Raw genomic sequence first — 13,816 nt, 5'->3', positions numbered from 1 at the left:
AAGCTAGTTCCTTGCTCTAGAACCGAACGATTAAACAGGCTTAAAGGGTTAAACCAGTGTCGCGCGTGAAAGTACCGACCTCTAACATTGTCAAAGCTAACATTACCCGAAAGGAGGCACTTTATGTGCAAAGTATTTGTTTTAGACACCGAAAAAAGACCATTAAACCCAATTCATTCAGCACAAGCAAGACTTCTATTAAGAAACAAAAAAGCAGCAATATTTAGACGCTTTCCGTTCACCATTATTCTCAAAGAATCAAAGCCTGAATCACCTATATCACCACTCAGACTAAAGATTGACCCTGGCGCAAAAACAACTGGAATTGCATTAGTTAACGATTCAACTGGAGAGGTCGTCTTTGCAGCAGAATTAAAACATAGAGGCTTTGCCATCAGAGATGCTTTAACTTCTAGGCGACAATTAAGACGTAGTAGACGGGCAAGAATTACTCGTTACAGGAAACCAAGATTCAAAAACCGCCCACATCGAGATGGATGGTTAGCACCAAGCTTACAAAGTCGTGTTGAAAATATCAAAACTTGGGTTGAAAGATTACGTAAACTTGCACCAATCAAAGCCATTAGCCAGGAATTAGTTCGCTTTGATATGCAGCTAATGCTTAAGCCAGATATTCAAGGAGAAGAGTACCAACAGGGAACTTTAGCTGGCTACGAAACCAGAGAATATTTACTTGAAAAATGGGGTAGACAATGCGCTTACTGTGGCATAAAAGACATTACCTTTCAAGTTGAACATATTCATCCCAGAGCAAAAGGAGGCTCAAATTCAATTACAAATATCACTCTAAGTTGCGAGAAATGTAATATTAAGAAAGGCACTAAAGACATCAAAGAATTTCTCAAAAAAGACCCAACTAAATTAGAAATAATCTTGAAGCAAGCCAAAAGACCTCTGACTGATGCAGCCGCAGTTAATGCAACTAGTTTTGCATTACTATTCGCTTTAAAAGCAACTGGCTTGCCAGTAGAAACAGGTTCAGGAGGCTTGACTAAGTTTAATCGTAGCCAACAAAAGATACCAAAAAGTCACTGGGCTGATGCTGCTACTATCGGCAAGTCAACCCCCAAATTGATTATTAAAGGTATTAAACCATTGTTAATTACAGCTAATGGTCACGGTACTCGCCAAATGTGCGGTACTGATAAATTTGGAATTCCTTGTCGTCACCGCACAAATAAACAAATCCATTTTGGTTTTCAAACCGGAGACATCATCAAAGCGGTTGTTACCAAGGGAAAGAAAGTTGGCGAATATATTGGACGTGTTTTATGTCGGGCTACGGGTAGTTTCGATATCGCTACTAAGGCGGGAAGAATTGCTGGTATCAGCCACAAGTATTGTTCAGCAACTCATAAAAAGGATGGATATAGTTATGCTTTTTGAAGCCAACTTGACGGCGAATAAATTCGCCTACGCCTTGCCCCCATGCTTGAAAGCAGGGGCTTCCACGGCGAGAGGTGTCTGGTGAGGAATGACTCAATTTTGGACTTCGGCTTACCTCGACTCCGCTCGGCACGAGTCGCTCAGTCGAAGGATTTTGGATTTTAGATTGACCCTATGCATGAATCCTCTTTCTTTGATTAAGAATTTTAGATTTTAGATTTGTTCTCGTGTTTAAACTCACTTGCTCTCAGACCTTCTTAAATTTTGGACTTTGGTGTGAGCGCTTAGTCGAAGCTTTGGAATTATTCAATCCCAAATCCAAAATTTAAAATCTAAAATTCTAAGTAGGTAGGCGGGAATAAACCAAACTATATTACTAAAAGCAAACACGCCAAAAACCCTTACCAATGACGAATGACAAATGACGACCATCACCAGTTAACTTTAATTGCGCCGACCTACTTGTGATTTAGAGATACAACTAACAACTCAATATTCAGGACTTGGATTTTAGGAATTTTCGTACCCATCGATAACTTCAGAGGGGATAAATAAATGTACGCTACTCGTTGTGTAATTCCGGTGATCAAATCTCCCAAAGATTACCAAGTATATCGCATCAGTCCCAACGACTCTAATCGATTAGCAATTATCTTCGATTCGACAAATGCGAATACTTCTTTGACTTGCTGCATAGAAATTTTTGATGTTGGTGGACAAACACCGCCAAATCGCCATCAGTGGGCCGTGGAAATGTTTTTTGTCCTCAAAGGGGAAGCGATCGCTATGTGTGACGGCAAGAGTGCCATAATCAAAGCTGGAGATAGTTTATTAGTGCCTCCTACTGGTACTCATTTGATTAAAAATACTGGTTCTACTCGCTTGTACACTTTGACCGTTATGGTTCCCAATGAAGACTTTTCGGAACTAATTCGCAGTGGTATTCCGACGGAGTTAGATGCAGAAGACATGGCAGTATTGGGCAGATTCAATGCTTTGATGCCTTGTTAAAATAATTCGGAATTCGTAATGACGCTCCTGCGTCGCTACCACTACCCTCACGTAATTCGTAAGACATAGGAGTGGAAAAGAATTGTTTTGACGTAGCAGTGCTACGTCAAAACAAGGGTTCTGGGTAACGCATATTTAATTTCACTAGATGTCTATAATACCAATTCTGCTTCAAAGTCTCTCTCCTAAAAGGAGAGAGATTTAGAGAGAGGTTTTCCAGATTACTTGAATTGTCAGATAAGTCAAGATATATCAAGTGACATACTTCTACACTGACTGAGTACAGTACAGTGTAGGCTTCTCACCCAATCCGGCTATTGCTTAGGAGGCGATGAGCTTTATTAGAGAGACGGAATGCCCTGCCGCCCCTATTTGCTAATTTTAACTTAGATTTGTTCGTTTTCTCCATGTTTCCCGACCGCGCTGTCGCATGGGTCGGGAAACTGTCGTCAACTCACTCGCAATTCATCCCACGCTCCTAAAAGTGAGACGTGGGGCTTCTTGCTGTTTCAGCTAAAATTAACAGTATCTCTAAATATACTTGCTATTTTCCCAGGTCACAAATTTTAATTTTTTGTATGATTTCGCTCTCTCCCCTTCTCCAAGCTAGACTCTCCCAACCCCTCAAAATTGGCTCATTTGAGGTAAAAAGTCGGGTTCTCCAGTCGCCTCTATCTGGAGTAACTGATCTGGTGTTTCGCCGGATTGTGCGTCGCTATGCGCCAGATTCGATGATGTATACCGAAATGGTAAATGCTACAGGGTTGCATTATGTCAAGCAGTTACCCAAAATCATGGAGGTAGACCCCAATGAACGCCCAATTAGCGTTCAACTATTCGATTGTCGTCCAGATTTCCTGGCAGAAGCAGCAATCAAGGCAGTTGCAGAAGGTGCTGATACTGTTGATATTAATATGGGTTGTCCGGTAAATAAAATCACTAAAAATGGTGGTGGTTCTTCGCTGTTGCGACAACCGGAAGTGGCAGAGGCAATTGTGCAAGAAGTAGTGAAAGCTGTTGATGTACCTGTGACAGTAAAAACCCGTATTGGCTGGAATGACAACGAAATTACTATTCTCGACTTTGCCAAGCGGATGGAAGATGCAGGGGCGAAAATGATTACGGTACATGGGCGCACTCGTGCCCAAGGATACAATGGCAATGCTCGTTGGGAATGGATTACCCGTGTGAAAGAAGTGCTTTCTATCCCAGTGATTGGGAATGGAGATATTTTTTCCGTGGAAGCGGCGGTGAAATGTTTAGAGCAAACTGGGGCTGATGGTGTAATGTGTTCCCGTGGGACTTTGGGTTATCCGTTTTTGGTGGGAGAAATTGATCACTTCCTCAAAACTGGTGAGATATTACCGCCACCAACCCCAATTGGGCGCTTGGAATGTGCAAGAGATCATTTACAAGCCTTGTGGGAATATAAAGGCGATCGCGGTGTGCGTCAAGCACGTAAGCACATGACTTGGTATGCTAAAGGTTTCGTTGGTGCTGCCGAACTCCGAGGACAGTTAAGTTTAGTTGAAAAGGTAGATCAAGGTTTGGCAATGATTGACCAAGCAATTGAAAAATTAGCTAATGGTTATGAATTAGAGGAAGAAACGCAAAGTAGTTTGGTAATGCTTTGAAAAATGAATATTACTCTAAGTACGTTGGTGCGAAAAAACTCAAGTATGTTACGAAACGTAAATAAGCTTAAAACCCTTACTAATGACAAATGACAAATGACAGCCTTAGCCAGTTAACTTTAATTGCGTCGATCTACTTATACTTTGTATATTTAACTAGCCAAAGTGGAGGCTCACAATGTTAGTTTCCAAACACAAAGATGTTGTATCCGTCCCTGAAATCCTCTCATTAGAAGACTTCATAGCAAATCCTCCAGAGGGGATGGAGTGGGTAGATGAGCAACTAGTAGAAAAAACAGGGATGACATTAAAACATAGCGAAATTCAAGGCAACATCTACTTTTCCTGGAGAAGTTACATTAACTCCAATCAGCAAGGTGGGAAAGTTTACACTGAAGTACCTTGTCGCACATATAAACAAGGTCGTCGTCCTGATGTGGCTTATCTGACGCCGGATTTGGTAGCTCAGTTTGGTAATGTTCCCACTTTACCACAGAGTTTTCCGTTGATTGCTGAGATAGTTTCACCCACCGATTTAGCTGAAGACTTATTTCTCAAAGCGCAGGAGTATTTGCAGTCTGGTTGCGAGGAAATTTGGCTAGTATTTCCTGAAAGTCAGTTAGTTTTTGTAATGACTGATAATCAGGTTTTGGGGTTTAAAGCTGGTGATGTGGTTAGTACTCAAAAAGTATTACTGGGTTTTAGCGTAGTTGTAGACGAATTGTTGGGTTGAAAAGGCGATCGCTTTAGTTAAATAATTTTAAATTATAAGTAGGTCGGCAAGAATAAACTAAACTATATTACGAAACGTAAATACACCTGAAACCCTTATGATTTCGTCAATTTTTAAAAGTTTTCGATCTACTGAATGTCTGTATAATTACTCCGCCAAACTTTTGTTAACTTTTATACCAGAGGATGTTTTAAAAGTGGTTGGCTGTATCTTTGCACTTTTAGATCCCCCCTAACTCTCTGATAAATTGGGGGAAGAATCAAAGTCCCGCAATTCATCGGGGGATTTCAGGGCTATTTCATTCTCATCTAGCCCGCCTCAGAATGAATTCACCAGTCTAAGAGGATGTTTGAAAAGTATTTCACTGTGATTTTAGGCACTTTTAGATCCCCCCTAACCCCCCTTAAAAAGGGGGGAACCGGAATCAAAGTCCCCCTTTTTAAGGGGGATTTAGGGGGATCTAAAACGTTTTGCTACCGACCAGAGAACTTTTAAAACATCCTCTCAGTAAGTGGGGATGGCTTTGCTAGCGATCGCTCACTTTTAATCTAAACTTTAGTAATAAGTGATTAACGCTCTTTTATTCCTCTCCTCAGATTAAATTTGAAACCCTATTTTGGCGTTAGTCCGCGTAGGCGGACTTTGTTTGTGTAGCCGCGATTTCTAATCGCTTGGATTATTCTCTCTCCAGAGTCATAGAAGAGCGTTAAGACACCTTGGTAAATTAATTTCAACGGTGGTTTATGGAAGTATGGGTAAATTTGCAATTTGGCGATGGTGATTTTGAGCAGGGATTTAGTAAAATCAAACTTCAGATAAATGCTTTTTCTACTCAAAGTGATACCACGCAACTAGAAACCCAATTACCTCCAGCCGAAGAAATTCCAAATAGCTATGAACGTTGGAAAAAAACCTATAACTTGTTAGTTCAATCTGACAGCAGAGGTTTTAAAAGTAACCAAGTTACAAATGTATCCGCAGATATCTGTTCTGAATATGCTAAGTCTTTACGTGAAAAACTAAATCAATGGCTACTACCAATTAAGTTACAGTTAGAACCAGCAATTACTTCAAATACTAATATTGATATTCGTTTAATTGTCAATACGCACGGAGTTACATCAGAACCGACAAAAAACATTTTACATCGCATACCTTGGCAGGAATGTTATTTATTTGACCAACATTCTTCCTCGGAAGTAGCGCTTTCTTTTAAAGATTACCTGCAAAAAACGGCTGTATCTACAAATAAGTTAAAGTCGGAAATTTTCCGAAGAATTAAAATTATCAGTATTTTTGGAGATAGTAAAAACCTGGATACAGAAACCGATGAAAAATTAATTATCCAGCTAGAAAAACAAGGCGCAGAAATTATTTCTTTGAAAGAACCAAAGCGGGAGTCACTTCAAAAACTTTGGGACGAGCCTTGTGATATTTTGTTTTTTGCGGGACACAGTGAATCTCAAGAGGATGGGAAAAAAGGTGTAATTGCTCTTAATCCCAACGATAGTTTAGATTTAGAAGAAATTCCCAACACTTTAAAATCAGCAATTAGTAAAGGTTTAAAATTAGCTATTTTTAATTCCTGTGATGGTTTGGGTTTAGCACAACGATTAGCAGATTTAAATTTACCTTACGTCATAGTTTGGCGGGAACCAGTACCAGATAAAATCGCGCACAAGTTTCTCAAGTTTTTTCTTTATTCTTACGCTGGTGGAGATTCTTTATTTACTGCTGTTTTGAAAGCAAGGGGTAAATTACAAGAACTGACAGAAAAGTCTGAGGGAGAAAAACCCCTACCAGGAGTGAGTTGGTTACCGATTATTTGCAAGAATACACTAGAACTTCCTCCTAGTTGGTCAGATTTGGGTGGATTATCTGGGAAGTTACCTGAGTGTCCTTATCAGGGTTTGTCGGCCTTTGGGGAAGAAGAGGCAGATTTTTTCTTTGGTCGAGAGAAGTTTGTTGATCAGTTGGTAGCAGCAGTTCAAAGTAAATCTTTGGTTCCTGTGGTTGGTGCATCTGGGAGTGGGAAGTCCTCTGTGGTGTTTGCGGGGTTGGTTCCGAATTTACGAAAAGTTGGGAATGTCGAGATTATTTCTTTTCGTCCGGGGAATAATCCTCTTGGGAATTTAGCGATCGCATTAAATCATCATTGTCATTCCCCAGCACCACTACAAGAAGAAAATTCAACAGATATACAACGCAGATTAGACCAAATGGTTTTAGAGGTAGACTTGCGGGATGATGAGACAAAGTTGTGTGATGCGATCGCAAGTATTGATCAGAACCTAACCCCCCTACCCCCCTTCCCTTCGAGGGAAGGGGGGAGTAAGAGTTCCCCTCCCCTCGCAGGGGAGGGGTTAGGGGAGAGGTCACATCTAGTAATCATCGCCGACCAATTTGAAGAACTCTACACCCTCGCACCGCCAGAGGAACGCCAGCCTTTTTTAAATGCATTAATCTACGCTATCAACCACGCTCCTAGATTTACCTTGGTGCTGACGCTGCGGGCAGATTTTTATGGCTATGCTTTATCTTACCGTCCTTTTAGCGATGCTTTGCAGCAGGGAATTTATAATCTTGGCCCCATGAACCGGGAGGAGTTGCGTAGGTCGGTTGAAAAACCAGCACAAAAAATGAAGGTTGTACTTGAGGAAGGGTTGACAGATACTTTAATCAGAGATTTGGGTAATGAATCGGGACGTTTACCTTTACTTGAGTTTACCCTGATGCAGCTTTGGCTCAAACCAAGAAAATGGTTTCTCACCCACGAAGCCTATCAAGAAATTGGTGGTTTAGAGAAAGCTTTGGCTAACCACGCCGATACGGTAGTAGTTGTGCTGAGTGAGGTTGATAGAAAACGGGCGGAAAAAATATTTATTCAGTTAGTGTGTCCTGGGGAAGGTACGGAGGATACCCGACGTGTGGCGACTCGAAAAGAGGTAGGGGAAGCAAATTGGGATTTGGTGCAACAATTAGCTGATGCGCGTTTGCTGGTGACTGGTTGTGATGAGACTAGCGAAAACAAGGAAGAGACGGTAGAGATAATTCACGAAGCGTTAATTAGGGAATGGGGAACTTTCCGCCAGTGGATTCAAGATAACCGGGAGTTTCGCACTTGGCAAGAGCGCCTGCGAGGAGCAATGCAACAATGGAAAATTAGTAATGACGAAGGTGCTTTGTTGCGTGGTGCAGCGTTGGTAGAGGCCAAAGAAAGGCTAGAAGAACGTCTAGATGACCTAAATCAAGATGAGCAAGACTACATCAAGCAGAGTATTGAACTACGTGAACGTCTAATTAAGCAAGAGAATGAACGCAGAAAGCAACAACTCTTAGCAGCGTCAATAACAACTATATTTTTTGCCGGATTCGCCATCTTTTCTGGTTTTCAATGGAGAAACTCAGAAATTAATCAAATTCACGCCTTGACGGAATCTTCTGAAGCACTATTAGTCTCTAATCAAAAGTTAGATGCGTTAATTAGCAGTTTGCACGCAGGAAAAAAACTTAATCAGCCACTCTTACAAATATTTTCGCCAACTACCACGCTCAAAGATAAAGTTAAAGGAACTTTGCAAAAAGTTGTTTACCAAGTACAAGAACATAATCGTCTCAACGGGCATAAAAATGTCAATAGCATTGAGGTCAGTTTCAGCCCAGATAATCAACATCTAGTGACTGCTGGAGAACATGATACTATCAAGCTATGGAACTTGCAGGGTCAGCAGTTGTTGGATTGGCAAAAAAAACTACAGATACATAGTATTAGTATTAGCCGAGATGCTCAAATACTGGCTACTGCTACAGGAGATGGTACTGTCACCCTGTGGAACTTGAAGGGTCAGCAATTATCTACTTGGGACGGCAATCAAGGCTGGATTAGAAGTATCAGTTTTAGTCCAAACGGACAGTTGCTGGCTACCGGAGGAGAAAAAGGCGCTCGTTTGTGGAATTTACAAGGTCAGCAACTGGCAAAATTAGAAAACGATCAAGGTTGGGTTTGGAGTGTTGGTTTTAGCCCAAAGGGACAGTTATTAGCTACCGGAGGAAGTGACGGCACTACTCGCTTATGGAATTTACAGGGTCAGCATCTGGCAAAATTAACAGGTCATAAAGATCCAGTCAGAAGTGTTAGCTTTAGCCCAAATGGTCAGAAATTGGCTACCAGTGGAGATGATGGCACAGTTCGTTTGTGGAATTTGCAGGGTCGAGAATTAAATAAATGGCAAGGAGCTAGGCGTGGGCTTTGGTTTGTTAGTTTTAGTCCAAATGCTCGGCTGCTAGCGACTGGAGGAGGCAGTGGCACAACTCGTTTGTGGAACTTGAAGGGTGAACTGTTGTCAGAATTTTCTCAGCATAAAGGCGCAATCAGGAGTATTAGTTTTAGCTTAGATGGTAAACGATTAGCAACAGCAGGAGATGACGACACTGTTTACCTATGGGACTTGCAGGGTAAGCATCTGTCAGAATTTTTTCACCATCAAGGTCAAGTCAGAGGAGTCAGTTTTAGCCCAGATGGTCAGCGACTGGCTACAGTAGGAGACGATCGTACTATCCGTTTGTGGAACTTACAGGGTCAAGAATCAATAACAATTAAAGGGCATTTAGTTAGTTTTAGCCAAGATGATAGGCAAATAGCTACCGCAGGAGATGATGGTACTGTTAGCTTGTGGGATTTTCAAAGCAAGCAGTTATTTAAATTTACTGCTCATGAAGGTCGAGTCACAGGAGTCAGTTTTAGCTCAGATGGTCAGCGACTAGCTACAGTAGGAGATGATGGTGTGATCCGTTTGTGGAATTTGCAGGGTCAGCAATTATTTCAATCTCCAGTTTTAGCAGATGCAAACGCTCACTTTGAACGTCTTAGCTTTAGCCCGGATAATCGTTTGCTGGCAGCTGTAGCAAAGAACGGGTCGGTCAGTGTGTGGAACTTACAGGGTCAAAAATTAGTTCAATCTTCGGTTTTAGAAGATCCAAACGCTCACTTTGAACGTCTTAGCTTTAGCCTAGATAGTCGTCTGTTAGCAGCTGTAGGAAACAACGGGTCGGTCAGTGTATGGGACTTGCAAAGTGGTAAAAACACAATATTAGTTGGACATCCAAATGGAACTAATGGTGTCGTTTTCTACTCAAATAGCCAACGATTGGCTACCACAGGAGATGATGGTAGCGTCCGCTTGTGGGATTTGCAAGGTCAGCAGTTATTCAAATTTACTGCCCATCAAGGTTTGGCTAGAAGTCTAAGTTTAAGCCCAAATGGTCAACAACTGGCTACTACTGGAGATGATGGCACAGTTCGTTTATGGAATTTTCAGGGTCAGCAGTTGGCAGAATTTCCAGCAAATTCTTGGAACGTTATTTTTACTCCAGATGGTCAACGATTAGTCACCGTAGGAGTTGATGGCACTGCTAAGTTATGGCAAATTGAAACGTTTGAGGAACTGTTGAAGCGGGGTTGCGATTGGGTACGTGATTATTTGAATAATAATTCTAATGTTAATGAGAGCGATCGCACTCTATGTAACGGTATCGGCACTCAGAAGCGTTAACCGACATCTTGCACCAGTGGCCGACTTCCGTCAAGGGTTATAAATGTAGCTCTTATTTTCGCTAAGAATTTATATCAACTATTTCAACTAAGTGTATAGGTTAATTGAACCTGAACTTATTAAAAAGTGGAGGCAGAGAAAAGAATTATCTTAAGCTTCTCTTTCTGCTCAACAGAAAAATAGAGTAAAAAGGATTTTTATTATGCTGAATAAACGCTTTTTGTGTGGTTTTTTGGCTGCAACATCTGCGATGGCAACTATTGCATTTTGCGCTCCATCTTCATATGCAAATCCAGCTGTGAAGGGTACAAGTTCAGTTGTGAGGAATGTTAGAAAATTACCGCGAATCAAACCACCAAAAAATCCAGCAGGTACAATCAGGCGGATTCAAAATTACGATAATTACTGCAAACAAAATCCGAATGCTTGGCAATGTCCTTTCCATAGAAACAATAGAAAATAAATAGAGTTGCTAAATGCAAGTACTTGGATTTAGTACCTTTCTCTAAATACTCAAACTTCAAGCATATGTTCTTTTTGTCAGGAGCACGATCGCGCTCTTATTTTTTGGGCAATGACTCAAATCTAATTGTTTAATTTCTGAAAAGTTTCAACTAAGTGTATAGGTTGATTGAACCTGAACTTATTAAAAAGTGGAAGCAGAGAAAACAATTACCTTAAGCTTCTCTTTCTGCTCAACAGAAAAATAGAGTATGGACGGCACTCAATACTGCGTAGGTTTTGGAAAATCGTAGGTTGGGTTGAGGCTCTGCGAAACCCAACAAAGCCCCCCAAATGTTGGGTTTCGTTCCTCAACCCAACCTACACGGGTTAAGGTTTTTGGGCTTAACCGAGCAGTATTGGGACGGCACTTTGTTCCAGATACGCTACTTTTCCCCCTAATTGTGGGTAATGAGCCAGAACTAGTTTGGTTAAGCTCTTGCACTTTCTGTCGAAGTTTGTACAGCTTTTTTGCAAATTAGGAGTAAGGATTATGGCTAATAACAGAGATGAGTATGAACTTCAAAAACAAAGATTAGAAATTGAAAAGCAAAAGTTGGAACTCCAAAAGAAACGTTATGAACTTGATAGGCAAAGACACAGTTTACGTAGTTTTGAAAAGTTGGAAAGAATAGATGATGATTTTTCAGATTCTGACGATGATTTTTCTGATAATGAATAGAAGCACTGTGAAATATGACTGAAAATTTTTCGTAACCTTTTTATCTGTTCGGTAAAAACATTATTGTCAGTCAGCGACAATTTGATTTGAACAAATCAACAATCTTGAGGTATGGATTATGGGGATTTTCGATGATTTAATTAATGAGGCTTTTTCATTTCTACCCGACCAGCTTGAAGATAAGCTAGAAGACGGAATTCTCGCCCATGAGGAAGATGGCAAATTAACCGTAGGCGACTTTGATAAGGATGATGATGGTAACCCAGTAGAACCTTATGAAGCTTATCTCCAAAGACAATTTGATGAAGTAAAAGGTTTACCTAGAAAAATAATATCAAATATGGATGACCAAGGAGATCTAGAGAATTTGGCAAATAAACTGGATGATGCCAAAAACGTAGTAGATGATGTTTTTAAGTGGTTATAGATTTTAAATGAAGAAAACCACCAGTGTAAAAAGCTGGTGGTTTAGAAAAAACGATGTATAGCAGAAATCAAATATGAACTATAGGAACAATGATAAGCCCAACTTGATTGAGGACTTAAGTTTTTATGCAGATGAATTTTATACAAAAGGAGATTTAGAAGCAGGTAAGAAGATAGTGAAAGAACTTATAGGACTAGGCACACTTTCACTTTCACTAATGACTATTTTTACAGTTACTTTACCAGGTATAGGTATTGTTTTATCTTCTAGCTCGATGGCTGCAATAGTTTCTAAACTAACCATTGAATACATTCGATCTGGGAAAACCGAAAGAAAACAAATACGTGCTGTTGTTAGTTGGATAAAAGGTGGTTTTGATTTAGGGGATAGATTAATTCAATGAACACAGTTTAATAATCAAAAACCACCAGCATAAAGTTGGTAACTTTTCTTTATCAACTCAAATACTTACAGTACACTTCTCTTAGCTGACATTTTCAAGTGGCGTGGAAAAATTTAACAGGAACGGGTACATTTTTTGGTTTTACTAAATCAAATGGTGATAGTGATGATAGTGAATAAATCGCCATCGAAATAATTAAGAAAGCCCCTACTAAAATCGTTTCTAGTAGGGTTATTTTTATGGATTTGAATGGTTGATATCCCGTAAAAAAGTTCCAAATGAGTTTTGGAGCCGCAACTTTTCCCTCCTATTCCGCAAAAGTGTATAGGTTCCTAAAATAAATCCTATAAATTCTATATATTATATAGTTTAGCCCCCAGAAGATAAATAAAAATAGTCTCTGGTGCTAAAGCTTCGCTGTTAATGTCATGTTTTCAAGAGACTTGAGGTAACTAAAATTACTATGGTGTCACCGTCAAAATATTGGCAAATGCAGATACTTTCTATTGGGGAAGACGTTCAGCTTAAAAAATACAGAGAAATCAGTAGGGCGAAAGAGTTCTTTAAAATACGATTCCCTCACTTAAACAATAAACCCACACTATCGATAGAAGAAAATAAACAAGTTCAAACAGTTCTGTGGGAAATTTTTCGTTCAGATGATGACATTTACCAACGTGCGATCGCAGGGCTTTGTTTGCGGTGCTATGTTTCACACAGAATTCTCATCACCTGCAAAACCATCCCTCACATCTACAACGTCAGTGCAGAAAACCTTTTCAGGTACACCGATTTACTTCCCTTCGTTTTAAACGACGATGGTACAGCACTGGTGATTGTAGATAGTGAGGGTAAAACTCAATATATCTTAAACCATCATGATGGCACAAATAGAGCGATCGCAAAAGGCGCAGAATTTTTTAGCGTTGACATTTTGCAAAGATTTAATCCCAACTTAGGTTCTAACGAAAGCTTAGATAATTGGACTACCAGACTCACCCGCCAGAATCAAGAAATCAAGTCATTTTTGTGGGAGTTTGGGTTAGCCACTCCCAGTGATTGGGGCTATTATGTAAATCTGTTCCTCGTTCTCTATCTGGGCTTCTTTTAACAGAAGACTATGAAATTGTCAAAGCTTTTCAAACAGTTTACCAACGAGATAGACTAAAAACAGGCCAAAAAGGACGCTGTTCTGAACCAACACCAAGCCAACTACAAGAAATATTGCATTTGTTGCAGCAAATAAATATTAATTTTTCTGGAGAAAAACTAATATATCATATTAAACGTATCGCAGAAATCTTACGACAAGACTGGCTTTTTAAAAAAACAGGCACTACCAAAACTATACCCACAGAAGTATATGATGATTCAACAAATGATTATTTTCCTAACCCAGATCTACCTTATTATACAGACCGCGAACCGGAGGATATAGAATTAGACAAATTACAAGAAATCTGTAA

At 40.1% G+C, this 13,816-nt stretch carries 10 protein-coding genes and 1 pseudogene; all 11 read left to right on the top strand.

Annotated elements, in window-relative coordinates; all coding sequences use genetic code 11:
- The first annotated feature begins 123 nt into the window (after window positions 1-123).
- On the top strand, window positions 124-1,407 hold the full coding sequence (iscB, locus tag LC605_RS09255; RefSeq protein ID WP_229547267.1) for an RNA-guided endonuclease IscB: 1,284 nt from the start codon (window positions 124-126) through the stop codon (window positions 1,405-1,407).
- A gap of 555 nt (window positions 1,408-1,962) precedes the next feature.
- Complete coding sequence (locus LC605_RS09250) at window positions 1,963-2,418, top strand: cupin domain-containing protein (protein WP_229547266.1); 456 nt, start codon at window positions 1,963-1,965, stop codon at window positions 2,416-2,418.
- 578 nt (window positions 2,419-2,996) lie between these two features.
- Window positions 2,997-4,052 (top strand): tRNA dihydrouridine synthase DusB, encoded by a 1,056-nt coding sequence (dusB, locus tag LC605_RS09245; protein ID WP_229547265.1) that lies wholly within the window; start codon window positions 2,997-2,999, stop codon window positions 4,050-4,052.
- A 178-nt stretch (window positions 4,053-4,230) separates the two neighbouring features.
- Complete coding sequence (locus LC605_RS09240; protein ID WP_229547264.1) at window positions 4,231-4,785, top strand: Uma2 family endonuclease; 555 nt, start codon at window positions 4,231-4,233, stop codon at window positions 4,783-4,785.
- Window positions 4,786-5,528: 743 nt separating this feature from the next.
- Window positions 5,529-10,337, top strand: coding sequence for a CHAT domain-containing protein (locus LC605_RS09235; protein WP_229547263.1), 4,809 nt, complete (start codon window positions 5,529-5,531; stop codon window positions 10,335-10,337).
- Between the two features lie 202 nt (window positions 10,338-10,539).
- On the top strand, window positions 10,540-10,800 hold the full coding sequence (locus LC605_RS09230; RefSeq protein ID WP_229547262.1) for a hypothetical protein: 261 nt from the start codon (window positions 10,540-10,542) through the stop codon (window positions 10,798-10,800).
- Between the two features lie 531 nt (window positions 10,801-11,331).
- Complete coding sequence (locus tag LC605_RS09225; protein ID WP_229547261.1) at window positions 11,332-11,520, top strand: hypothetical protein; 189 nt, start codon at window positions 11,332-11,334, stop codon at window positions 11,518-11,520.
- A gap of 118 nt (window positions 11,521-11,638) precedes the next feature.
- Window positions 11,639-11,947: a hypothetical protein gene (locus tag LC605_RS09220; protein WP_229547260.1), complete on the top strand. Its 309-nt coding sequence runs from the start codon at window positions 11,639-11,641 to the stop codon at window positions 11,945-11,947.
- Between the two features lie 73 nt (window positions 11,948-12,020).
- Window positions 12,021-12,350 carry a hypothetical protein gene (locus LC605_RS09215; RefSeq protein ID WP_229547259.1) on the top strand — a complete coding sequence of 110 codons (330 nt, stop codon included), beginning with the start codon at window positions 12,021-12,023 and terminating at the stop codon, window positions 12,348-12,350.
- A gap of 490 nt (window positions 12,351-12,840) precedes the next feature.
- On the top strand, window positions 12,841-13,461 hold the full coding sequence (locus LC605_RS09210; protein ID WP_229547258.1) for a hypothetical protein: 621 nt from the start codon (window positions 12,841-12,843) through the stop codon (window positions 13,459-13,461).
- Window positions 13,410-13,816: pseudogene (locus tag LC605_RS09205) on the top strand (hypothetical protein); the annotation flags it as partial. The gene LC605_RS09210 and the pseudogene LC605_RS09205, both read left to right, overlap by 52 nt.

This window comes from Nostoc sp. CHAB 5836, assembly GCF_020829445.1.
Lineage (GTDB): Bacteria > Cyanobacteriota > Cyanobacteriia > Cyanobacteriales > Nostocaceae > Nostoc.
This window is presented reverse-complemented; position numbering and strand designations above follow the sequence as displayed.